Raw genomic sequence first — 20,685 nt, 5'->3', positions numbered from 1 at the left:
CCCGAGTTGTTGACGGCGCTCTCTCAATCTCCGCTTGCCGGTCTTTGTCGTGAATGCTACATTACGTAGCATTACGCTTCGTAACTTCCCGCCGACACCGTCGGCAGGCTCGCAAGAATTGGGCATTCGCCATGAGCAGTTCTGCAAAGGCCGAGGCCGTGCTGGCACTTCATCGCTTCGGGATGGGGCCGCGTCCGGGATCGATTGCGGCTCTCGGAACCGACCCGCGCGGCGCGCTGATAGCCGAGCTCGACCGCCCGCTCGTCCTGAACGCCGCCGCGAGCCTTCCCTCCAGCGCAAAGGCCTATCGCACCGTGGCCGATGCCAATGCGCGGCGCGCCGCGCGCGCCAAGCAGGCCCAGCAGCAAGCTAAAAAGCAGCAGGTGGCGGCGACGCCGACCATGTCGGAAGACCAGACGCAAGGCCAAGGAGCGGACAAGGATGCCGCCGAGATGGCGGCCAAGCAGGCGGCCGAGGCCGTTCCGGATCCCGGACGTCCGATCTATTTGCAGGAAGCCAAGCTGCGTACGGAAGCTGCGCTTGCCGCCGACATCGGCTTTGCCGAGCGGCTGGTGTGGTTCTGGTCGAACCATTTCTGCATCTCAGCCAACAAGATCCAGAGCATGTCCGGCGCCTATGAGCGCGAAGCCGTTCGCGCCAATACGCTCGGCCGCTTCGTCGATCTCCTGTTGGCCGTCGAGGGCCATCCGGCGATGCTGTTCTATCTCGACAATCTCGGCTCGATGGGTGCGAACTCGATCGCCGGCATCAACCGCAGCCGCGGCCTCAACGAGAACATCGCGCGCGAGATCATGGAGCTGCATACGCTCGGCGTGCGCGCCGGCTACACGCAAGACGACGTCATCAGCTTCGCCAATGTGTTGACGGGATGGACGCTGGTGCCGCCCGGCGACAATCCCGAGCACGGCGGCGAATTCACCTTCAATCCGCGGCTGCACGAGCCCGGCGGACAGACCGTGCTCGGCAAGCGCTACGAGCAGGAGGACGTTGAGCAGGGCCGCGCGGTGCTGCGCGATCTCGCCGCGCATCCGGCGACCGCGACCCATGTCGCGACCAAACTCGCACGACATTTCGTGGCCGACGAGCCGCCGCCTGTGCTGATCGAGCAGATGGCGAAGATTTTTCGCGACGCCGAGGGCGATCTCAAGCAGGTCGCGATCGCGATGGTGTCGTCGGACGAGGCGTGGCGCGGGCCGCCGTCGAAACTCAAGCGTCCGAGCGAGTGGGGCGTCGGCATGGTGCGCGCGACCGGCATCACGACCGTCGATCCCGTCCGCTTCACCGGCGGCCAGGAGCTGCTCGGTGAAGGGCTGTGGCGGCCATCGGCGCCCAAGGGTTATCCGGAGGACGAGGCAAGCTGGATCGACGGCATTGGCCGGCGGCTCGACATCGCCAACAATTTCGCCGAACGCATCGCGACCACGGCCGATCCGCAAGTGATCATCGAGGACGTCTTCGCCTCCGAGATATCACCCGAGGTGAAGCAGGCGGTCGGCCGTGCCGAGAGCCGGCAGCAAGCGTTGGCGCTCTTGTTCATGTCGGCGGATTTTCAGAGGAGGTGAGCATGGGCGTCGTCAATCATTTGCCCACGCGGCGCGAGCTTCTGGTCGGATCCGGCGCGCTATTCGCGTGGAGCCAGATGCCGCGGATCGCGCGCGCCGAAGGGCGCGATCCGCGCCTGCTGGTCATCGTGCTGCGCGGCGCGCTCGACGGCCTTGGCGCGGTTGCGCCGGTGGGCGATCCCGACTGGATCTCCCTGCGCGGCGATCGCGCGCTGGCGCTGGACGGCAAGCCGCCCGCGCTGCCGCTCGATGCCTTCTTCGCGCTCAATCCGGCGATGCCGAACCTGCATCGGCTCTACAAAAGCGGCAAGGCTGCGATCGTCCATGCCACCGCGACGCCCTATCGCGAGCGTTCGCATTTCGACGGCCAGGACGTGCTGGAGAGCGGGCTCGTCAAGCCAGGCATGACAAGCTCGGGATGGCTCAACCGCGCGCTGCTCGCGCTGGAATCCGGCGGGCGTGTCGACCCGCGCGGCAGCCGCGCGCTCGGCATTGGCTCTGTGACGCCGCTGGTGGTGCGCGGTTCGGCGCCTGTGATGACATGGGTGCCGCAGAGATTGTTGCCGGCGAGCGAGGACACGCAGAGCCGCCTGCTCGATCTCTACCAGCACACCGATCCGAAGCTTGCGACCGTGCTCCAGGCCCGCATGAGGCTCGCGTCGCTCGGCGGCGCATCGGGCGCGGGCGATCCGATGTCCGACGATCCAACCTTGGCGCCGCCCGGCATCGCACGCGTCCGCGCCTATTTCGCCGAAGCCGCCGGTACCGCCGCGCGCTATCTCGCAAAGCTCGACGGTCCGCGCGTCGGCGCGATGGGCTTTGTCGGCTGGGACACGCACATCGCCGAAGGCGCGGCCTCGGGCCAGCTCTACAATCTGCTGGGCGCGCTCGACGGCGCCTTTGCCGCGATCGAGAGCAACATGGGCGAGGCGTGGCGCGAGACCGTCGTCGCGGTTGTCACCGAGTTCGGGCGAACCGCGCGCATCAACGGGACGCAGGGCACCGACCACGGCACGGGCACGGTCGCCTTCCTGATCGGTGGCGGGCTTACCGGTGGCCGCGTCATCGCGGACTGGCCGGGTCTGAAGCCGGCGCAACTCTTCGAGGATCGCGATCTCAAGCCGACCACGGATTTGCGCGCAGTGTTGAAGGGCCTGCTGAGGGATCATCTGCGTGTCGAGGAGAAGGTGCTCGCAGAAGCCGTCTTCCCCGGCAGCGCCGACGTCAAGCCGATGGGAGGCCTCGTCGGCTGACGACGGGCTCTCGCAACCGGATCGGGTTCATGATGTGCACGCTGACACAACGGGAGCTCGACTTTCTCGCCAGCCTGAGGACCGGCTGGCGGCGGCTCTATCGGCGCGAACTCGCACGGCTCTTGAAGGGCGACGTCGAGCCTGGCGAGGTTCCTCCGGAGACGCGCCCGATCTGGCGCGTCGTATCGGGCTTATCCCAGGAGTCTGTCTCGATTCAGGACAAGCCAGTGTGGTGGAATCGCCACAGCTAAACCTGAAACGGCTGCGGCCGCAGGCGCGCTTTCGTTCCGACAAGGTTCTGCCCTCATTGCCCACCGAAACTCGGGGTCGTTCGGAGGGCGCATCATGTCTCGATTTGCACGTGCCGAAACTGCCCGGATTTCGCCGGCAACCCTGTGCCGGATACTGCTCGCCATCATCGGCGCGGCGTCGCTTGCGGCGTGTGCGCAATCGCCCGTCGGCCGCCAGAAGGCCGATCTCGGCACCCACCGCCAAGCCGCTGTCGAACGACCGCACAGGGTGGCGGCGCTGCATCCACGTCCGACCAGCCGGGCCCGCGTCCCCGACGGCGACGCAAAGCAAAGCGTCTCGCATGGCGTCGCCAGCTTCTATTCGGACACGGAGACGGCGAGCGGCGAGCGGTTCGACAAGAACGAATTGACCGCGGCCCATCCCAGCCTGCCGTTCGGCACAAAGCTGCGCGTCACTGACGTTTCATCCGGTCGCTTCGTGACCGTCAGGATCAACGATCGCGGGCCGTATGTTCGCGGACGCGTGGTTGACATCTCGCCCTCCGCGGCGGAGGCGCTCGGCATGGTCGACAAGGGCGTCACCAATGTCAGGCTCGACGTGGTGCAATAATTTGCAGTGACATCGATCCGAAACGCTGTGCTTAACCGGCTGTTAGCCGCCTCCAGCCACCATGGATACCCAATCATTCGGGACTCCAGATTGAAGCTCTTGGGAGGCGGCGTTTGACCACGATCCAGTATCTCGAAGATCAGGCCGCACGCGCCGAGCGGCTGGCCAAACGGATCACGGATACATTGACGATCGAAAAGCTTCTGACCTTCGCGGACGAACGCCGCCGCGAGATCGAGGTCATCGCCGGCAAGTACCGGCGCGCCTGATTTTCATCACCCCACGTGCGCTCAGCTGTGGCTCTCGACGAAGTCGCTGAGATAGTCGGGCAGCGTCATGCCATCAATGTCGCAGCGCGCCCGGATCTCACCGGCGACGTCGGTCGAGATGTCCTTCATCCAGTGCTCGAGCGTGTTGAACGAGATGACCTTGACGGGGTCGTTGAAGCAGCCGGCGACGAGCTCGCCAATCGTGGCGTCGAGATCGCTTCGCTCGACACGGATTTCGGTCGCCTTGTCGAGGCGATCGATCACCACGAACAGGGTCTGGTCTGCGCCATAGGGCACGACAGGGGCTGGCACGCCGGCTTCAAGCATCTGAGGCACTCACGCCTTCGCTTCCGATCACCATCAACGGGAAAAACCGGTAGAAGGTTCCCGCGCTCAGCCGGTGCTTCTGCGAGGATCAGAGAAATTCGCGCAGCCGCGCCAGCTCGGTGATGTGCTCAGGCGAGAGGATGTCCGTGACCAGCGGCGGCTGCGCGATGGTGCGGATCTCATAGAGATGCCTGGTCGCCGCCGGCTTCGCCATGAACGCCGAGATGCATTCGTCGAGCGTGCCCTCGACCACCTGGTAGGACGATCTGTCCGTCCGTCGCTGGTTCGCAAGCGATGGCCATTTATGCAGCACCGCAAGGACACCAAAATCGACCTTTGAATCCCCAGCCACGTCCCCCATCGTTCCGCCTCACGCAAAAAGAACCCCGGCACACGATCGTGCGTACCGGGGGCCTACACCCATTACTGCATCTCAATGCCACAGCACCAAACGCGATGACCGAGAAATTGTTCCCGGCCGATATTCCTTTCAGCTCGCGGCCGCCGCGATCTTATGCCCCGGGCTGGTATGAACCTGACTGCGATCGTCGCCGCGGCTGACCTCCGGTGGCAACCCTGCGAAGCGCCGCAAGGCCTCGGCCATCTGCACCCGGCCCGGCGCGCCGGTGATGATCACGTCCACCATCGTGAAGGACGAGTGGAAATGACCGCTCGCCTTGAGTTGCTCGACCGGGACACCGGCGGCCGCCATTGCCTCGGCATAGGCGATGCCTTCGTCACGCAGCGGATCGAATTCGCAGGTGACGACGAAGGCCGGCGGCAGGCCTGCGACCTTGCCGCGGAGCGGCGAGGCGCGCGGATCGGTGCGGTCGGCCGGCGAGCAATAGAGGTCCCAGAACCAGTACATCAGCGAACGGGTCAGGAAATAGCCGGTCGCATTGTCGTTGTAGGAGGGGCGGTCGAAAGTGCAGTCGGTGACCGGGCAGATCAGGAGCTGGCCCGCGATCTCCGGCCCGCCGCGATCGCGTGCAAGCTGGCAGGTGACGGCGGCGATGTTGCCGCCGGCACTCCAGCCCGCGACCAGCACCGGGCCCGGCCTGCCGCCGAGCTCGGCGGCGTGCTCGGCGATCCAGCGCGTCGCCGCATAGCCGTCTTCGGCCGCAGTCGGGAAACGATGCTCGGGCGCATGACGATAGCCGACGCTGACGAGCATCATGCCGGTCCGCCGCACCATGTCGCGGCAGAACGGCTCGTCCGACTGCTCGTCGCCGAGCACCCAGCCGCCGCCGTGGAAATAGACCACGACCGGATGCGGCCCTGATGTTGCCGGCTTGTAGACCCGATAAGGCAAGGGACCGTCGGCGCCGGGCAGCGTGCCGTCGGCGATCTCGCCGATCGGCCGTCCAGCGGGACGGCCCTTGTTGAACTCATTGACGAAGGCGCAGGCGCCTTGCGCGCCCATCGACTCGATCGGCGGCAGGTGGAGCGACGCCAGCAGGTTGAGCACCAGCCGCACATCGGGCTGGAGGCGCACCACCTCGCCGTCATTGCATTGCGCGGCAACGTTGGGACCGGTCAGCTTGAAGCCGAGCATACCGCGGCTGACGACCTCGTCGCAGATGCTGCGATAGGGACCGACGCCGCCGGTATAGGGCATCAGGCCCTGCACCTTGCCGGGAACGTTGGCGCCCGTGTACCAGGTGTTGGCGAGCCGGTGCAGCGTCACCATCGAGCAGTCCGCCATGTGCCTGTTCCAACCGGCCTGCGCCGACTCCGTCGGCTCGATCGTGGTGAAGCCGGCGTCGCGCAATGCCGCGAGACGATCGACGACCCAGTCGACATGCTGCTCGATCGACACCGCCATGTTCGACAGCACCGACGGGCTGCCGGGCCCGGTGATCATGAAGAAGTTCGGAAAGCCTTCGACGGTGAGCCCGAGATAGGTCTGCGGCCCCTGCGCCCAGACATCGGTGAGCGACTTGCCGCCACGTCCGGTGATCGGATGCACGGCGCGGATCGCGCCGGTCATGGCGTCGAAGCCGGTCGCGAACACGATCACGTCGACATCAACGCTGCGCCTTGCCGTCGTGATGCCGCTTGCGGTGATCGCCTTGATCGGCTCCTGACGCAGATTGACCAGCGTGACGTTCGGCCGGTTGTAGGTCGCGTAATAGTTGGTATCGAGGCAGGGCCGCTTGGCGCCGAACGGATGATCGTCCGGCATCAGCGCTGCGGCGGTCTCGGGGTCTTTGACGGCAGCGCGGATCTTCTCGCGGATCAGGTCCTGGACGATCTTGTTGCCGTCGATGTCCACCGCCTGGTCGGCCCAGAGCTGGGTCAGGATGTGGACGAGGTCGCCGGCCGCCCACGCGCGTTCGAACCGCTCACGACGCTCGACATCGCTTAATTGCCAGCTCACGACCGTCTGCTGCGGATAGGGTACGCCGGCCATCGACTGGCGCGCCTGCTCGCGATAGGCCGCGCGATCGCCTTGCAGCAGGTTCATGCGATCGGAAGGCGCTGGGCCGTTATGCGCCGGCAGCGCGAAGTTCGGCGTACGCTGGAACACGGTCAGATGTGCGGCCTGTTGTGCGATCAGCGGGATCGACTGAATGGCCGACGATCCCGTGCCGATCACCGCGACGCGTTTTCCGGCGAGATTGACGCCGTCATGCGGCCAGCGTCCGGTGAAATAAACCTCGCCCTTGAAGTCCTTGACGCCGTCGATCTCCGGCGGCTTCGGCGCCGAGAGGCAGCCGGTGGCCATGATGTAATGGCGGCAGGAGACCGGCGCGCCATTGTCGGTGGTGAGCTGCCAGCGTCCGGTGGCCTCGTCCCATTTCGCTTCCGTGACCTTGGTCTTGAAGCGAATGTCACGCCTGAGATCGTAACGGTCGGCGACGAAGCCCAGATAGCGCAGGATCTCGGGCTGGGTCGCGTATTTCTCCGACCAGGTCCAGGCGGTCTCGAGGTCCGGATCGAAGGTGTAGCTGTAATCGATGGTCTGGATATCGCAGCGCGCACCGGGATATCGGTTCCAGTACCAGGTGCCGCCGACGTCGCCGGCTTCTTCGAGGCCGACCGCCGTGAGGCCGGCTTTGCGCAGCCGATGGAGAAGATAGAGGCCGGCAAATCCGGCACCGACCACGGCAACATCGACCTGCTGGCTGGTTCCGCGCCCCGCGTCAGAGGCACGCGCAGCAACCATTGCATCAGGCATGGCATTTCCTCCCGTGTGTTTTGTTTTGCCGGCAGGCTATCGCTGCAGGTTCGGCTTGTCATCACGGCATGTGCAATCTTCGGTAGCCATTTGCGGCGTCATCATGGCCGCGTGAATGTTGCGGCAGCACACGCATCGCGATGCACAATGGCCGTGATTTCCCGGGCTAATCAGGGTCGATCCACCTGTGTATGCTCTTGTTTTGCCACGCGTGCCGACGGGCGTCATGACAGAGTTGAGTGAGCGGACCAAAGCGAACATGGACGTTGTCCTGGAGGAGACGTGCCGCCAACTCCCGCACGGCGGCGATCACGACAGCCGCAGGTTCATCGCCGAGCGGCTGATCGAGGCGGCGCGGTCCGGTCACACCACACTCGGTGAGCTCGGCATCATCGCACGCCACGCACTGGCGGAGCTTGCCGCCAAGCGGAGCTAGGCGCGGCCGCGGCGCTTGCCTCGCAGCGGGCCACGGACATAACCTGCTCAAATCCTTCCGCGCATCGAGATGCTCCGAAGATGCGGTCCGTGTTCGCGCTTTTTGCGACGTCTCTCGTCCTCTGTTGCGCCGGCTCGGCCGCGGCCCAGCCGGTTGGCCAGTTTCCGTTTGCGCTGACGCGCGAAGGACAGATGCTCGGCGCCGTCGAAGGCGAGGTAGCCTCGTTCAAGGGGCTGGCCTATGCGGCCGCGCCGATCGGGCCGCTGCGCTGGCGTCCGCCGCAGGCTGCACCAGAGAGTTCGGAGATGCGCACCGCCTATGCGTATGGCGCGCCGTGTCTTCAGCCGTTGCTGCCGGGATCGAGCGAGGATTGCCTCACGCTGAACGTGTTCCGTCCGTTCGGGGTCGATGGCCCGCTGCCGGTGATGATGTTCATCCACGACGGCGCTTTCGTCAGCGGCACTGCGAATGATCCGCTGTTCGATGGTGCCAGGCTCGCGCAAGCCGGTCTCATCGTGGTGACCGTGAATTTTCGCCTCGGCGTGCTCGGCTGGCTCACCGATCCCGCGCTGTCGGAAGACGGTTCCGGCAAATACGGCCTGATGGACCAGATCGCGGCGCTGCATTGGGTGCATGATAACATCGCGGCCTTCGGCGGCGATCCCACCAACGTCACCTTGTTCGGCAGTGGCGCAGGCGCGACCTCGATCGCGCTGCTGATGCTGTCTGAGCAATCGCGTGATCTCTTTCAGAAAGCCATTCTGCAATCGATTCCCGGCCGTGCGCGCCTGCGTTCGGCACAAGAGGCCGAGATTGTGGGGCGGCAATTCATGGCGGCGCTGGGGCGACAGGCCGATTTGCGCACCGCCGACCCGCGACGCCTGCTTGCCGTCGAAAAGCATCTGCTGGAAAAATCGCCGCGCAGCTTCGGACCGACGATCGATGGACGTCTGGTGAGCGAGGAGGTCGCCGCGGGCTTCGCGGCCAGACATGAGAGCCGCATTCCCCTGATCATCGGCTCGAACGACGACGAGACCGGTTTCGACGGCGAGCTGGATATTCGGGAAGAGCTGGCGTCGTCAGGCGCCACCAGCGATGAGCTGCGCAGGCTCTATCCCGACCTCGCCAAACCTTCCAGCCGCGCGGCAAGGTTCTACACCGACAAGGTCTTCTCCGAGCCGGTGAGACTGCTGGCGCGCCTGCATGCCGCCAGCGGTGCGCCGACCTTTCGCTATCGCTTCGCCTATGTGCCGGAGGCACGGCGCGCAAACCCCGAGGGCGGTCACGGGCGGGAATTGCAGTTCATCTTCGGCGTGGAAGGCATGCCCGGTGCAGGTATCCTGTCACGAGGCGATCGCGAGGTCGCACACCGCATGCGCGCCTACTGGATCAATTTTGCCAAGAGCGGCGATCCCAACGGTGCGGACCTGCCGCGTTGGGATGCGGCCGCAGGCAGCGATCGCCTGCTGCTGATCACGAACGATCGCATCGCGAGCGGAGACGACTCCTGGTCGGAGCGCCTGGACCGGTTCGGGCGTTAGGGCATGTTGAGTTGGACTTAAGCCGCGAGCTCGACACGCGGCGCCGGGCTCAGCCGGTCTTCCTCCAGATAATCCATCGCGCCGTCTTTCTCGACGGCGTAGAACTGCTGGCCTTCCTTCGACTTGTAGGCGGCGCGAACGACGCCGCGGCGGCCCTTGTCACTGTTGACGACGTCCCCCAACGCAAACTTCTTCATTTCACGTCCCTGGCTGCTGGCCGACCCCTTCGGCTACGCCGGATTCTGGGCGGAAAATCGTTAACGTCTTGCTAACCATACGGGTTTGCCTATGCTCGCGGCCGATCGCGCGGGCAGCTCGCACGCGCATGTTGGCAATGAAACGAGCCTTCGCCCATGGTGCGACTTCCGACTTTCTTCCTGTCACATGGTGGCGGTCCCTGGCCGTTCATGGAAGACAGGCGGGTGCAATATGCGAAGACCGCCGAGGCGTTCGGCCGGCTGCCGCAGCTCTTGCCGGGGAAGCCCAAGGCCGTGCTCGTCATCACAGGACATTGGGAGGCTGACGCCTTCACCGTGTCGACCTCGGCGCATCCGCCGATGGTGTACGATTATCACGGTTTCCCCGAGCACACCTATCACCTCAAATATCCGGCGCCGGGGCGGCCCGAGCTCGCCGCGGAGGTGAAGGCGCTGCTCATTCGCGCGGGCGTCGATTGCCGGGAGGATCCCAACCAGGGCTTCGATCACGGCACCTTCGTGCCGCTCGGGCTGATGTATCCGCACGCCGACATGCCCATCGTGCTGCTGTCGCTGAGATCGAGTTACGATCCGGCCGAGCACATCAAGGTCGGGCAGGCGATTGCCTCGCTGCGGGACGAAGGCATTCTGATCGTCGGCAGCGGGCTCACCTATCACAACATGCGCGGGTTCGGCCGCGCGGAGTCGAAGCCGGTCTCGTATGATTTCGAGGCGTATCTGAACGAGGCGATTAGCCACAAGGACGCAGCGCGCCGCAACGCGATGCTGGTTGACTGGGAGAACGCACCGAGCGCGCGCCTGGCCCATCCGCGCGAAGATCATCTGCTGCCGCTGATGGTGGCCGCCGGCGCCGCCGGCAGCGACGCGGGCCAGCGCGTATTCGTCGACGAGGTCGCGAATGTCGCGATGGCTTCGTATGTGTTCGGGGGGTGATCTTCTCCTCTTCTCGCAAGCGAGGAGAGGTGAAGAAGAGTGGCTCACCCGTATTTCAGCTTCATGAACAGGATGCCGCCGGCGAGCACGATGGTGATGGCGTTTGCGGCGACGAGGGGCGCATCGCCCGACAGCAGGCCGTAGACGAGCCAGAGCGCCAGGCCCAGCACCATGACCAGGAACATGCCGAGCGAAATATCACCGGTGGAGCGGGTCTTCCACACTTTGATGGCTTGCGGCGCGTAGGCCACGGTGGTGCAGGTCGCGGCGGCAAAGCCGATCAGCTTGATCAAGAACGGGTCCATGGCGGCTCTATAGCATTGATTCGACGATGTCGGGCCTCAGGCGCGCGCGGTGATGAGGCTGCGATAGAGCGCGGCATAGTCGCCGGCGCGGTCGCGCCAGGACACGTCGGTCGCAAGGCCGCTCAGTTGCAGGCGGCGCCAGGTCAGCTTGTCGTGAAAGGCGATGTTGGCCTTGCGCAGCGTGCCGGCGAGGGCATCCGCGGTGACGGGTGCGAACTTGAAGCCGGTGGCATCGTGACCCGATTTATCGGCCTCGCCGATATCGACGATGGTATCCTCGAGGCCGCCGACCCGCGAGACGATGGGCACGGCGCCGTAGCGCAGCGCGCAGAGCTGGGTCAGGCCGCACGGCTCGAACCGTGATGGTACGATGAGCGCGTCCGCGCCGGCCTGGATCAGATGCGCCATGATCTCGTCATAGCCGATCACGACGCCGATGCGGCCGGGGTTCGCGCGCGCAACGGCCTGATAGCGATCCTGCAGATCGCGGTCCCCGCTGCCGAGCAGCGCGAGCTGCATGCCTTCGCGCAAAATCGTCGGAATGGCTTCGAGCAGGAGATCGAGCCCCTTCTGCCAGGACAGGCGGCTGATGACGCCGAGCAATGGCGCTTCGTCCGAGGAATCCAGATTGAACTGTTGCTGCAGCACCGCCTTGTTCGCGGCCCGGAACGTGAGGTCCTCCGCGCCGAAGCGGTAGGCGATGTGCGGATCTTCTTGCGGATTCCAAACGGAGACATCGATGCCGTTGAGGATTCCGCTCAGCACGTGCGCGCGGGCGCGCAGCAAGCCGCCGAACCCCATGCCGCCCTCGTCGCTCTGGATCTCCTGCGCATAGGTCGGCGAGACCGTGGTGATGCGATCGGCGAATTGCAGGCCGGCCTTCAAAAAACTGATGCCGCCGAAATATTCGAGGTCGTTGACGCCGTAAGCGCGCCACGGCAGGCCGATCGAACCGATCAGCTCGGGCGCGAACTTGCCCTGATAGGCCATGTTGTGGATGGTCATCACGGTGGCGGGCCGCGGCCGGTTATCGTAGTGCAGATAGGCCGGCGCGAGCCCGGCCTGCCAGTCATGGGCATGCACCACGTCGGGCACGAAGGCGGGAACGAGGCCGTGGCCGATGTCGGCCGCGATGCGCGAGAGCGCGGCGAACCGCATGCCATTGTCCGCCCAGTCGACACCTTCGGCCGTCACGTAGGGGTTGCCAGGCCGTGCGTAGAGATGCGGCACGTCGAGCACGAACAGATCGAGGCCGTCATGCGAGGCGGCGAGCAGACGACCGGGTCCGCCGAAATAATCCGGCCAGTGCCGGATTTCGTCGGCTCCCCCCAGCACCCGCATCACGTCGGGATAACCCGGCATCAAGGTGCGCATCTCGACGCCATGCGCCTTGAGCGCGATCGGCAGCGCGCCCGCGACATCGGCGAGGCCGCCGGTCTTGACGATGGGATAGACTTCAGAGGCGACCGCGAGGACGCGAACAGGCGTCATGTATTGAGCCTGTCGAGCATCGGCTGGGTGATGAGCGAAATGCCCTGCTCGGTGGTGCGGAAGCGTCTTGCGTCCAACTCGGGATCCTCGCCGACGACGAGCCCTTCCGGGATCTCGACGCCGCGATCGATCACGACGTTCTTCAAACGCGCGCCGCGGCCGATGTTCACGTACGGCATGATCACGGCGTTCTCGACCTGAGCATAGGAGTTGACGCGCACGCCGGTGAACAGCAGCGAGCGCCGCAGCGAGGCGCCGGAAATGATGCAACCGCCCGAGACCAGCGAGCTCACGGCCTGGCCGCGCCGGCTCTCCTCGTCGTGGACGAATTTTGCCGGCGGCGTGATTTCCGAATAGGACCAGATCGGCCAGGCGCTGTCGAACAAATCGAGCTCGGGGACCACGTCGGTGAGGTCGATATTGGCGGCCCAATAGGCGTCGACCGTGCCGACATCGCGCCAATAGGCGCGCGGGTCGCTGCCGGAGCGGACGCAGGAGGTCGAGTACTGGTGCGCCATGGCGCGGCCGTTCTTGACGAGGTAGGGGATGATGTCCTTGCCGAAATCGTGGTTGGAATTCGGATCCTCGGCGTCGCGCTTGAGCTCCTCGAACAGGAATTTCGCGTCGAACACGTAGATGCCCATGCTGGCGAGCGAGACGTCCGGCTTGCCCGGCATCGGCGGCGGATCTTTCGGCTTCTCCAGGAACTCTTTGATCCAGCCGTTCTCGTCGATATGCATGATGCCGAAGCCGGAAGATTCCTGCCGCGGCATCTCCAGGCAGCCGACGGTGACGTCGGCGCCGCTCTCGACATGCTGGCGCAGCATCACCTCGTAATCCATTTTATAGATATGGTCGCCGGCGAGAACCACGATGAAGCGGCAGGCGTGGGATTCGATGATGTCGATGTTCTGGTAGACTGCATCGGCCGTGCCGACATACCACATGTTTTCGGAGACGCGCTGGCTCGCCGGGAGGATGTCGAAGCTCTCGTTGCGCTCGGGACGGAAGAAGTTCCAGCCCATCTGAAGGTGCCGGATCAGGCTGTGCGCCTTGTACTGGGTGGCGACCGCGATGCGACGGATGCCCGAGTTCACCGCGTTCGACAGCGCGAAATCGATGATACGGGATTTTCCGCCGAAATAGACCGCGGGCTTGGCGCGCCGGTCGGTCAGCTCCAGCAGCCGGCTGCCGCGTCCGCCGGCCAGGACGAACGCCAGGGCCTGACGGGCAAGCGGCTCGGGTCTCGCGGCACTCATGTCATTCTCCCACAACTCTGGCGCTCGCGAGAAGCCTCCCGGCCGCGCACATTGGAACCGATAGTAACGGCACGAATAGTCAATCGGGAAGGTGGTTGTTGGTTGCGAATGCGCCGGAAGCTTAATGCTTTGCCGCGGTGATCGGGCCCCAGGCACCGTCCTGCCGGTGTCACACGCGGCGAGGTTGTCGAGCCCGTCGGGTACCGGTTGATCAGAATGGAGGCATGCGTCTTGTGCGGTGCACGCAAACTCGAGGCCGAATTTCTGGCTTTGACCTTGCGCCAGGATGCCCGATCATGGGCTGCGTCCATGTCCAAGCGAAACGTCAGACAGGGAGTAAGACGATGAGGATCTGGAAAACGGCAATTGCCTGTTCGCTGGCCGGCGCGGTCATGGCCGGCCAAATCGAGCCGGCCGCTGCGGGCCCGATGCCCACGAATGTCGCGACCATGAAGGCCGCGGCCGGCGATGATGTCACGCAGGTGTATTGGCGCGGCCGAGGTTTTGGATGGGGCATTGGCGGCCTCGCAGCCGGTGCGATCATCGGTAGCGCCATCGCCAGCAGCTCGCCTTACGGCTACGGCTACTATGGCGGCGGGCCTTATTATGGCGGCTACGGATACCCGGGGCCGGCTTACGGCTATGCTCCTGCCTATTATGGTGGCTATGGACCGGGTTACGGTTATGGCGGCTACTACGCGCGTCCCCGCTATTACGGCTATCGCGCCTATCGTCCATATTACGGTCCGCGCTACGGCTACTACCGGCCGTACCGGGCCTATCACCGCGGATATTGGTGATCGATCAAACGGGCGGACCGCCTCGCCGCAGCGCCACGATGCCGAAGAGGTTTGTGGGCCGCTGCAGGCAAGCGGCCCGATCGGCTTGCGCGCGTTGAACCCGGTGATGCGGCACGACGAGCCGGCCATGCCCGCCCGCGACAATCCCGATGCAGATCGCGACGATGATCGCGATCTCGATGCACCATTCCAGCGGTCCCGAGCTCATGGCAGCGCGATGGTGTTGGCGAGATCGAACTCGGACAGGCCCGGGCCGCCGCACGCAAGGTAGATTGCGAGGAGGAAGACGCGGCTGAGGACGGTGATGCCCAATATGACCCTGAGGTCGTAATGGCGAATGGCAAAAGCGAGAGGCGGGATCGCCAAATGTCTTAAAATGCTCATGGCCAACTCCTTGCCAAAATTCAGGCATCGACTGCCTGTCGACTGAAATGACAGCGTGATGAAAAGGCCGTCCGACGCCTTGCCGGCGTCTCTGAAATGGACAGGCCAATGCTAGTGCCGGCGCAGGGCGCAGGTCTTTATCGTGTCCTTACATTTGGCTGAGCTTTCCCTTAAGGTGGGGGAGCATCCGGGGGTCGGAGCCGTGCGTACAGACGCGCTTGCCTTTGGTGAATTCCGCCTCGACCGTGCCAACGCGCTATTGTGGCGAGGCGGGGAGCGGATCGCGCTGGCGCCGAAGCCGTTCGAGGTTCTTTGCCATCTTGTCGGTCGGCCCGGTGAGCTCGTCACCAAGGAAGAGTTGCTCGACGCGGTCTGGTCCGATCTGCACGTCAGCGAGTCGAGCCTCGCCGTTGCCGTGAACGCGCTACGCTCGGTGCTCGGCGACGACAGGCAGTCCCCCAATTACATCGAGACAGTCACGCGGCGCGGCTATCGCTTCATTGCGGCGGTCGCGACCGTCGAATTGCCTGCGATCGAGCGAGCGCGCGAACAGGAGGCGGCGTCCGCCACGGAGCAGGCCGTCGATCGACGCCGGCACTGGAGGGTCGGGCGCACTGGGGCACTCGATACGCTGGACAAGGCGTTGCAACTCGCCCGTACCGGACAGCGTCAGGTCGTCTTCATCACCGGCGAGGCCGGGATCGGCAAGACCACCCTCTTGCAAATGACGCTCGAGAGGATGAACCAGCAGGGACTGGGCGCGCTGCATTGTAGCTGCAACGAATTGTTCGGCACCCATGAGGCCTTTCTTCCGCTGATCGGCGCGCTGAACGAGTGCTGCCGTCGAACCGATGGAGCATCGCTGCTGACTTCGATCCGCGAGCACGCCCCGACCTGGCTCGCGCAAATGCCCGGTTTCCTCGGCGAAGCAGACCGGGCCGCATTCCAGCACGAGGTCTTCGGCGCAACCCGGGAGCGCATGCTGCGCGAATTTGCCGATCTCATGGAACATCTCGCCGTCACGCGACCATGGGTGATCATCCTGGAAGATCTGCATTGGAGCGACTTTGCCACCGTGGATGTGCTCTCCCGGCTTGCGCGCCGGGATCGGAGGGCTTCTATCCTCGTGCTCGCCACGTATCGGCCGATGGAAGTCGCCGTCGGCGGACATCCTATCCGTGCCGTTCACCAGGACTTGCGCATTCACGGCCACGCCACCGAGCTCGCGCTCGACCGACTGACCGGGACCGACGTCGAACGCTATCTTTCCCTGCGCTTCAGCTCGGCCGATTTTGCCAAAGAGCTGGTCGAGCGCATCTTCGCGCGGACCGGCGGGCATCCTCTGTTCGTGTCGTCTCTGCTCGATCATCTCGTGGCCCAAGGCGCGCTGGTCGAGCACGAATTGGGCTGGCGGCTGGTCAGTGAAGACGCGGCCTCGCAGGACAGCATGCCGCGCGATCTGGAAGGAATGATCAAGCAGCAGATCGATCACCTCACCGCGGACGAGCGCTGCCTGCTCGAGGTCGCCAGTGCGGCGGGAGCGGAGTTTTCCGCGCTCCATATCGCCGGTGCGCTGGACCGTCCCGTGCTGGATGTCGAGCAGATGTGCGAGGACCTGGCGCGGACTGATCGCGTCATCGTCGTTGCCGGCATGACCGAGTGGCCGAACGGAGGCGTCTCCGGTCGCTATGCGTTCCAGCACGCGCTTTACCAGGAGATCCTCTACCAGCGGCTCGCGCCGGCGCGCCGCACGAAAACCCATGCGCTGCTTGGGGCGGGGATCGAGCAGGGATACGGGCCGCAGGCTGTGGAGCTCGCCGCCGTTGTCGCGCGCCATTTCGAACTGGGCCGCGATTTCCCGAAAGCTATGCATTATCTGGGCGCGGCGGCCGAGGGCTCGGCGCGAAGGTTCAGCACGCGCGAGGCCGCCAATTACCTGTCCCGCGCTTTGGACCTAGTGCCGCATCTGCCGCCGGAGTTTCGGGTGACGACACGTCTGAAGTTGCTGCTTCAGCGCGCCTGGGCCTGGCGGGCCAGTGGAGATTTCCTGAATTCGCTGCAGGATCTCAGCGCAGTCGTCGCGCACGCGGCGGAGAACGGGCACGTGCGCGAAGAGGTGAACGCGCTGGTCGATCTAAGCAGATTTTGTCTCTACGTCGATCGCCGCCAGAGCCTGCCTGTTGCGGAACAGGCGCTTGTCAAGAGCCGGGCGATCGACGACGCGGCGTTCAGCGCTCTGGTCCAGGGCAACGTTGCCAATTTGAAGCTGATGCTCCGCGGCTGGGATCGCGAGAATGCGGAGCTCGCCGAGCGTGCGTCAGCACTGATCACCGGGGAGCAGGATCTGAGCATGCGGCTGCGACGCTGCTCGATGGAGATGGTGCTGGAGTTCCTGCGCGCGAATTATCCGGCCTGCTGCGATGCGACGACCAGGGGAAAGGAGCTCGCCCGCCTGGTCGGTGACGTCTATCTGTTCGTGCTCTATGAATCGGTCGAGGCCTTTGCCCAGATTTATCTCGGTGAATGGGGACGGGCGCAACGAAACGTCGTCTCCGCGTTGGCTATCTCGGAGCGGAATGCAAATCCGCAGGCCGTCGCGCTGTGTCATCTCACGATCGGATGGCTGTATTCCGAGGCGGAGGAATATGGCAGCGCGTCACGGCGCGCGGAGGATGCGCTCGGCCCGATGATCGAGGCCAATCCGTTCACCTTCTTCGTCGGCAGGAACCTGCTGGCGCGAGCTTATGTCCGGATGGGCGACCTGCCTCGGGCGCGGCAGCATCTCGATGCGATGGAGCGGCGGATGGAGGTCGACCGGGTGCCGATGGAGTCGCTGGTCATTCCGCATTATCTGCTTACCTGCTGCGACTATTGGATAGCGACCGGCGATCTGGACCGCGCGCAAACATGGGCCAGCCAGTTTCAAGAGGTGACGAGCGCGGCACCCGACCGGCCGTTTCTCGCGCTGTGCTACGAGGCCATGGCGAGAATTGCGATCCTGAAGCAGGATACGCAAGTCGCCGGCGAGCATTTGTCGACGGCCATTTCGATCCTCCGCCATGCCAGGCTGCCGCATGCCAGCTGGCGGGTTTGTCGCACGACCGCGGTGCTCTATGAGAGCCTCGGACAAGCGCAAAGGGCTGCCAAGTGGCGGGACCGCTCCAGCCAGGTGATCGCATCGCTGGCAGAGACGCTTGATCCCGGCGATCCGCTGCGATCGGCGTCATTTTTCGACGCAGGCCGGGACAACGGGTCCAATCATGAGGGACGGTGACCAGTTTAATCCGGCAGGTCCGCGATCTCCCGTGGTTCGCCGGGCCGTTGCTTGACCTTGAATTGATTTTGCTGCTGCCGCCGCGTGCGGGAGGCACGGTAGGCATCCCTGCGCAACCGCATGATCGAGCCGAGCGGCTGATGCGCGGCGAGACATCGCCATGGGTCGAACGAAAGCACCTCGTCGGAATAGACGCGACGCGTGGGGCTGTCGGCGGTCTGGCGCGGAAGCGTGATCTTGCCGAGTGCTTGCGGCGGCGCGACGTCTTCGGGCCAGTCGATCGAGGCATCTTCGATCGGTGTTCGCTCCAGGTCGGTGCAGAGCTGGGCAAACAGTTCGTACTCGGCCGCATTGTCCTTGAAGAACGCAACGACGCTGTTCAGCACGGCATCATCGGCATCGTGGCAGGGTTGGCCGGTGAGTTGGCGAACCGACGCCGAGATCGGTACCAGGCGAAGCCTTGCGATATAATCGCCAAACCGCAATGCTCCCTCCGTATGAAAGGTTTCTCCGAGGATATTGCTGCCGGCATCACCGAGCGCTTTCAAGACGATCGGGATCGGAATGCCTGTTCTGTCCGATGCGGCGACCAGGACGCGCGCCAAAAAGCCTATGGGTCCGTACGCCAGATCAGGCAGGAACAGGGTGTGCTCGACCTTTTGCTGTGCGCGCATATAGGCCATCGCATCTGCAAAATAGCTGGGGTGATTGACGAGCAGGAGATCCTGGTTCGTCGTATCGTCGTCGCCGAGCGCCTTAGCCCCAGTCACGCCCAGGACCTTGATGGCAAATCCCCGTGGCGAGCGTACGCGATCGCTCCTGTTGAATGCGGTGGAGAGGCGGACGATGATCGGGAAGTGGCCAGCCTGCCTGAACAGGCCCTGACGCAGATGATCCGGCAAATCGTCGTAGACGATCAACTCGCCCCGGAGATAGCCGGCGCCCTTGGCGTGCTGCTGTCGGGTCCCGTGCTTGTCTTTGTGAAAAGTGCGATCGCTCGTTCGCGAAATCGAAGCAACGATCGCCTCGACGGCCGCCGCTTCCTCCGGCCGGATGTGTTCGACGGACGGGTCGTAACGAAGATACTGATCGGCTGACATGGCGCTGATCTCCAGCCCGAAGGTCGCCTTCCCATTGCAAGCGTCGACGGCCGCAGGGCGGATCACTGTAAGCCCGTCCAGTCGGGATCGGCAACCCGAGAGCGAGTTGTGATTGCCTGACAAGCCGCGGGATGAGGCATCCTGTTACCGACGCGATCACACGGTCGATGCTAGGCCAGCGGCGTCTCGTAAGTCCTTATGGGCTCCTTATGTTGTCCTGATCTTTTCCTTAAGGCCGGGCCGGCGAACGGCGGCCCTGGCTGGCGTCTAAAGCGATAGCCACACGATCAGGCCCATGCAGGCCAAATGCGCGAGCACGATCGCGGCGAGATGCAGCGGGCCCGCCTTGAGACGAAGCGCGCGCATCCCGCCGACTCTGCTCTAGTTCGATCCCGCGGCCGCAGCGGTGAAGCTGCGGTCGACGGCTTTGCTCACGTCGAGCTTCTTCGGCAGGATGCCGTAGCGCGTCGAGCGGTCGGAGGCTTCCTGCACCTCCTTCACGACGTTCTCATCGATCGGAATCGGGCTGGTGCGCTGCGCGGCATAGGCCGAGAGCAGCACGTCCTCCGGTAACTTGGTCAACTCGGCCGTGCTCTTGGCATATTCGCCGAGATGATCCAGTGACCACAGCCGCGCCTTGTTCAGCCGCTGCACGAGGTCCTGCACCGCCGCACGCTTGGTGGCGATGGCGCTGTCGGAGGCGACGATGAAGGTGATGGTCGGCGTCAGGCCCTCACCATCGGCGATCACGCGGGCTTTGTCCTTGAGCGTCGCGAAAGAGACGTAGGGCTCCCACACCGCCCAGGCGTCGATCGAGCCCGCGACCAGCGCGATCTTGGCGTCGACCGGGCCGAGCGGCGCGAACGTCGCGTCCTCCAGCTTGATGTCGGCCTTCTCCAGCGTGGCGTCGATCAGGAATTGGCCCCAGCCGCCGCGCGTGCCGGCGAGGCGTTTTCCCTTGAGGTCGGCGGCCGATTTGATCGGCGAATCCTGACGTACGAGAATGGCTTGCGTCTTCGCATCCGACTTGGTGCCGCCGATCGCCTTGATCGGCGCACCGGCCGCGTAGACCGACAGGAACGAAAGGTCGCCGGTGTAGCCGACGTCGAGCGCGCCGGCGTTGAGCGCCTCCAGGATCGGCGCTGCCGCGGGGAATTCCGACCACTCGATCTTGTAGGGCAGATCCCTGGCGTAGCCCGAGATCTCGAGCAGCGAACGGTTGCCGCCCTTCTGGTCGCCGACGCGCAGCACGATTGCGTCGGCCGCGAACGAGGCGGCGGCCGTCGACAGGGTGATGGCGGCGGCAAGCAGCGATGCCGTAAGCCGGCGCGTGATGGAATGATCGAGGGAGTTGATGCTCATGTGGCCTGTCTTGTTGCTTTGCCCACGACGCGTGAGCGAACGATGCAGCGAGACGATCAAGTCTATGATCGCGCGATGCGCGGTCAATGAAATGGCTAACCGTATTGC

At 64.6% G+C, this 20,685-nt stretch carries 21 protein-coding genes; 10 read left to right on the top strand and 11 right to left on the bottom strand.

Annotated features, from left to right (window positions below):
* Positions 1 to 131 precede the first annotated feature (131 nt).
* The 5 genes from IVB45_RS27760 to IVB45_RS27740 all read left to right on the top strand — a co-directional run bounded on the left by IVB45_RS27760 (position 132) and on the right by IVB45_RS27740 (position 3,966).
* Positions 132 to 1,583 (top strand): DUF1800 family protein, encoded by a 1,452-nt coding sequence (locus IVB45_RS27760; protein WP_247358847.1) that lies wholly within the window; start codon positions 132 to 134, stop codon positions 1,581 to 1,583.
* Between the two features lie 2 nt (positions 1,584 to 1,585).
* Positions 1,586 to 2,836: a DUF1501 domain-containing protein gene (locus IVB45_RS27755; protein ID WP_247358849.1), complete on the top strand. Its 1,251-nt coding sequence runs from the start codon at positions 1,586 to 1,588 to the stop codon at positions 2,834 to 2,836.
* Between the two features lie 29 nt (positions 2,837 to 2,865).
* Positions 2,866 to 3,087, top strand: coding sequence for a hypothetical protein (locus IVB45_RS27750; RefSeq protein ID WP_247358852.1), 222 nt, complete (start codon positions 2,866 to 2,868; stop codon positions 3,085 to 3,087).
* A gap of 94 nt (positions 3,088 to 3,181) precedes the next feature.
* Positions 3,182 to 3,697 carry a septal ring lytic transglycosylase RlpA family protein gene (locus IVB45_RS27745; RefSeq protein WP_247358854.1) on the top strand — a complete coding sequence of 172 codons (516 nt, stop codon included), beginning with the start codon at positions 3,182 to 3,184 and terminating at the stop codon, positions 3,695 to 3,697.
* Between the two features lie 113 nt (positions 3,698 to 3,810).
* Positions 3,811 to 3,966: a hypothetical protein gene (locus IVB45_RS27740; RefSeq protein WP_247288109.1), complete on the top strand. Its 156-nt coding sequence runs from the start codon at positions 3,811 to 3,813 to the stop codon at positions 3,964 to 3,966.
* Positions 3,967 to 3,987: 21 nt separating this feature from the next.
* Here the strand turns inward: IVB45_RS27740 and IVB45_RS27735 are convergent, their stop codons facing one another.
* The 3 genes from IVB45_RS27735 to IVB45_RS27725 all read right to left on the bottom strand — a co-directional run bounded on the left by IVB45_RS27735 (position 3,988) and on the right by IVB45_RS27725 (position 7,474).
* Positions 3,988 to 4,293: a hypothetical protein gene (locus tag IVB45_RS27735; protein ID WP_247358856.1), complete on the bottom strand. Its 306-nt coding sequence runs from the start codon at positions 4,291 to 4,293 to the stop codon at positions 3,988 to 3,990.
* A gap of 88 nt (positions 4,294 to 4,381) precedes the next feature.
* A complete protein-coding gene (locus tag IVB45_RS27730) occupies positions 4,382 to 4,654 on the bottom strand; it encodes a hypothetical protein (RefSeq protein ID WP_247358858.1) in 273 nt (90 codons plus the stop codon).
* A gap of 129 nt (positions 4,655 to 4,783) precedes the next feature.
* Positions 4,784 to 7,474 carry an alpha/beta hydrolase fold domain-containing protein gene (locus IVB45_RS27725; protein WP_247358860.1) on the bottom strand — a complete coding sequence of 897 codons (2,691 nt, stop codon included), beginning with the start codon at positions 7,472 to 7,474 and terminating at the stop codon, positions 4,784 to 4,786.
* 226 nt (positions 7,475 to 7,700) lie between these two features.
* Between IVB45_RS27725 and IVB45_RS27720 the strand changes: the two genes are divergently transcribed.
* Together IVB45_RS27720 and IVB45_RS27715 are read left to right on the top strand one after the other, a co-directional pair.
* Complete coding sequence (locus IVB45_RS27720) at positions 7,701 to 7,910, top strand: hypothetical protein (protein WP_027519501.1); 210 nt, start codon at positions 7,701 to 7,703, stop codon at positions 7,908 to 7,910.
* 80 nt (positions 7,911 to 7,990) lie between these two features.
* A complete protein-coding gene (locus IVB45_RS27715; protein ID WP_247358862.1) occupies positions 7,991 to 9,451 on the top strand; it encodes a carboxylesterase family protein in 1,461 nt (486 codons plus the stop codon).
* Positions 9,452 to 9,468: 17 nt separating this feature from the next.
* Here the strand turns inward: IVB45_RS27715 and IVB45_RS27710 are convergent, their stop codons facing one another.
* Positions 9,469 to 9,648, bottom strand: coding sequence for a hypothetical protein (locus IVB45_RS27710; protein ID WP_007601069.1), 180 nt, complete (start codon positions 9,646 to 9,648; stop codon positions 9,469 to 9,471).
* Between the two features lie 156 nt (positions 9,649 to 9,804).
* On the opposite strand from IVB45_RS27710, the gene IVB45_RS27705 reads away from it, so the two are divergent.
* Positions 9,805 to 10,602: a class III extradiol ring-cleavage dioxygenase gene (locus IVB45_RS27705; protein ID WP_247358864.1), complete on the top strand. Its 798-nt coding sequence runs from the start codon at positions 9,805 to 9,807 to the stop codon at positions 10,600 to 10,602.
* Between the two features lie 44 nt (positions 10,603 to 10,646).
* On the opposite strand, the gene IVB45_RS27700 is transcribed toward IVB45_RS27705, so the two are convergent.
* Genes IVB45_RS27700 through glgC form a run of 3 tightly spaced genes read right to left on the bottom strand, consistent with a single transcriptional unit; the run spans position 10,647 to position 13,657 of the window.
* The gene (locus IVB45_RS27700; protein WP_007601071.1) at positions 10,647 to 10,907 is read right to left on the bottom strand and encodes a SemiSWEET transporter; all 261 of its coding nucleotides are present in this window, start codon (positions 10,905 to 10,907) and stop codon (positions 10,647 to 10,649) included.
* Positions 10,908 to 10,943: 36 nt separating this feature from the next.
* Positions 10,944 to 12,398, bottom strand: coding sequence for a glycogen synthase GlgA (gene glgA, locus IVB45_RS27695; protein WP_247358866.1), 1,455 nt, complete (start codon positions 12,396 to 12,398; stop codon positions 10,944 to 10,946).
* Positions 12,395 to 13,657, bottom strand: coding sequence for a glucose-1-phosphate adenylyltransferase (glgC, locus tag IVB45_RS27690; protein ID WP_247358867.1), 1,263 nt, complete (start codon positions 13,655 to 13,657; stop codon positions 12,395 to 12,397). Before glgC ends, glgA begins: the two co-directional genes overlap by 4 nt.
* Before the next feature lie 344 nt (positions 13,658 to 14,001).
* Here glgC and IVB45_RS27685 point away from each other — a divergent pair, with 344 nt between their 5' ends.
* A complete protein-coding gene (locus IVB45_RS27685) occupies positions 14,002 to 14,457 on the top strand; it encodes a hypothetical protein (protein ID WP_027570834.1) in 456 nt (151 codons plus the stop codon).
* A 4-nt stretch (positions 14,458 to 14,461) separates the two neighbouring features.
* Here IVB45_RS27685 and IVB45_RS27680 read toward each other — a convergent pair whose 3' ends face one another.
* The gene (locus tag IVB45_RS27680) at positions 14,462 to 14,665 is read right to left on the bottom strand and encodes a hypothetical protein (RefSeq protein WP_027570835.1); all 204 of its coding nucleotides are present in this window, start codon (positions 14,663 to 14,665) and stop codon (positions 14,462 to 14,464) included.
* Positions 14,662 to 14,841, bottom strand: coding sequence for a hypothetical protein (locus tag IVB45_RS27675; protein WP_247358869.1), 180 nt, complete (start codon positions 14,839 to 14,841; stop codon positions 14,662 to 14,664). Before IVB45_RS27675 ends, IVB45_RS27680 begins: the two co-directional genes overlap by 4 nt.
* A gap of 202 nt (positions 14,842 to 15,043) precedes the next feature.
* Between IVB45_RS27675 and IVB45_RS27670 the strand changes: the two genes are divergently transcribed.
* A complete protein-coding gene (locus tag IVB45_RS27670; RefSeq protein ID WP_247358871.1) occupies positions 15,044 to 18,115 on the top strand; it encodes an AAA family ATPase in 3,072 nt (1,023 codons plus the stop codon).
* 5 nt (positions 18,116 to 18,120) lie between these two features.
* Here the strand turns inward: IVB45_RS27670 and IVB45_RS27665 are convergent, their stop codons facing one another.
* Both IVB45_RS27665 and IVB45_RS27660 read right to left on the bottom strand, forming a co-directional pair.
* Entirely contained in the window at positions 18,121 to 19,215 is a 1,095-nt protein-coding gene (locus IVB45_RS27665) for a catalase family protein (RefSeq protein ID WP_247358873.1), read from the bottom strand.
* Positions 19,216 to 19,596: 381 nt separating this feature from the next.
* On the bottom strand, positions 19,597 to 20,577 hold the full coding sequence (locus IVB45_RS27660; protein ID WP_247358874.1) for an ABC transporter substrate-binding protein: 981 nt from the start codon (positions 20,575 to 20,577) through the stop codon (positions 19,597 to 19,599).
* Positions 20,578 to 20,685: the final 108 nt, after the last annotated feature.

It is taken from the genome of Bradyrhizobium sp. 4 (assembly GCF_023100905.1).
In the GTDB taxonomy this organism is placed as follows: Bacteria; Pseudomonadota; Alphaproteobacteria; order Rhizobiales; family Xanthobacteraceae; genus Bradyrhizobium.
The sequence above is the reverse complement of the archived record's forward strand: the minus strand, read 5'-3'. Positions and strand labels throughout refer to the sequence as shown.

Excerpts from the sequence above, each read along its gene's own strand:
- IVB45_RS27700 (WP_007601071.1), bottom strand. The coding sequence starts at position 10,907 with ATGGACCCGTTCTTGATCAAGCTGATCGGCTTTGCCGCCGCGACCTGC.
- glgC (WP_247358867.1), bottom strand. The coding sequence starts at position 13,657 with ATGAGTGCCGCGAGACCCGAGCCGCTTGCCCGTCAGGCCCTGGCGTTC.
- IVB45_RS27715 (WP_247358862.1), top strand. The coding sequence starts at position 7,991 with ATGCGGTCCGTGTTCGCGCTTTTTGCGACGTCTCTCGTCCTCTGTTGC.
- IVB45_RS27750 (WP_247358852.1), top strand. The coding sequence starts at position 2,866 with ATGATGTGCACGCTGACACAACGGGAGCTCGACTTTCTCGCCAGCCTG.
- IVB45_RS27675 (WP_247358869.1), bottom strand. The coding sequence starts at position 14,841 with ATGAGCATTTTAAGACATTTGGCGATCCCGCCTCTCGCTTTTGCCATT.
- IVB45_RS27735 (WP_247358856.1), bottom strand. The coding sequence starts at position 4,293 with ATGCTTGAAGCCGGCGTGCCAGCCCCTGTCGTGCCCTATGGCGCAGAC.
- IVB45_RS27745 (WP_247358854.1), top strand. The coding sequence starts at position 3,182 with ATGTCTCGATTTGCACGTGCCGAAACTGCCCGGATTTCGCCGGCAACC.
- glgA (WP_247358866.1), bottom strand. The coding sequence starts at position 12,398 with ATGACGCCTGTTCGCGTCCTCGCGGTCGCCTCTGAAGTCTATCCCATC.
- IVB45_RS27665 (WP_247358873.1), bottom strand. The coding sequence starts at position 19,215 with ATGTCAGCCGATCAGTATCTTCGTTACGACCCGTCCGTCGAACACATC.
- IVB45_RS27760 (WP_247358847.1), top strand. The coding sequence starts at position 132 with ATGAGCAGTTCTGCAAAGGCCGAGGCCGTGCTGGCACTTCATCGCTTC.
- IVB45_RS27660 (WP_247358874.1), bottom strand. The coding sequence starts at position 20,577 with ATGAGCATCAACTCCCTCGATCATTCCATCACGCGCCGGCTTACGGCA.
- IVB45_RS27685 (WP_027570834.1), top strand. The coding sequence starts at position 14,002 with ATGAGGATCTGGAAAACGGCAATTGCCTGTTCGCTGGCCGGCGCGGTC.
- IVB45_RS27755 (WP_247358849.1), top strand. The coding sequence starts at position 1,586 with ATGGGCGTCGTCAATCATTTGCCCACGCGGCGCGAGCTTCTGGTCGGA.
- IVB45_RS27730 (WP_247358858.1), bottom strand. The coding sequence starts at position 4,654 with ATGGGGGACGTGGCTGGGGATTCAAAGGTCGATTTTGGTGTCCTTGCG.
- IVB45_RS27720 (WP_027519501.1), top strand. The coding sequence starts at position 7,701 with ATGACAGAGTTGAGTGAGCGGACCAAAGCGAACATGGACGTTGTCCTG.
- IVB45_RS27725 (WP_247358860.1), bottom strand. The coding sequence starts at position 7,474 with ATGCCTGATGCAATGGTTGCTGCGCGTGCCTCTGACGCGGGGCGCGGA.
- IVB45_RS27705 (WP_247358864.1), top strand. The coding sequence starts at position 9,805 with ATGGTGCGACTTCCGACTTTCTTCCTGTCACATGGTGGCGGTCCCTGG.
- IVB45_RS27710 (WP_007601069.1), bottom strand. The coding sequence starts at position 9,648 with ATGAAGAAGTTTGCGTTGGGGGACGTCGTCAACAGTGACAAGGGCCGC.
- IVB45_RS27680 (WP_027570835.1), bottom strand. The coding sequence starts at position 14,665 with ATGAGCTCGGGACCGCTGGAATGGTGCATCGAGATCGCGATCATCGTC.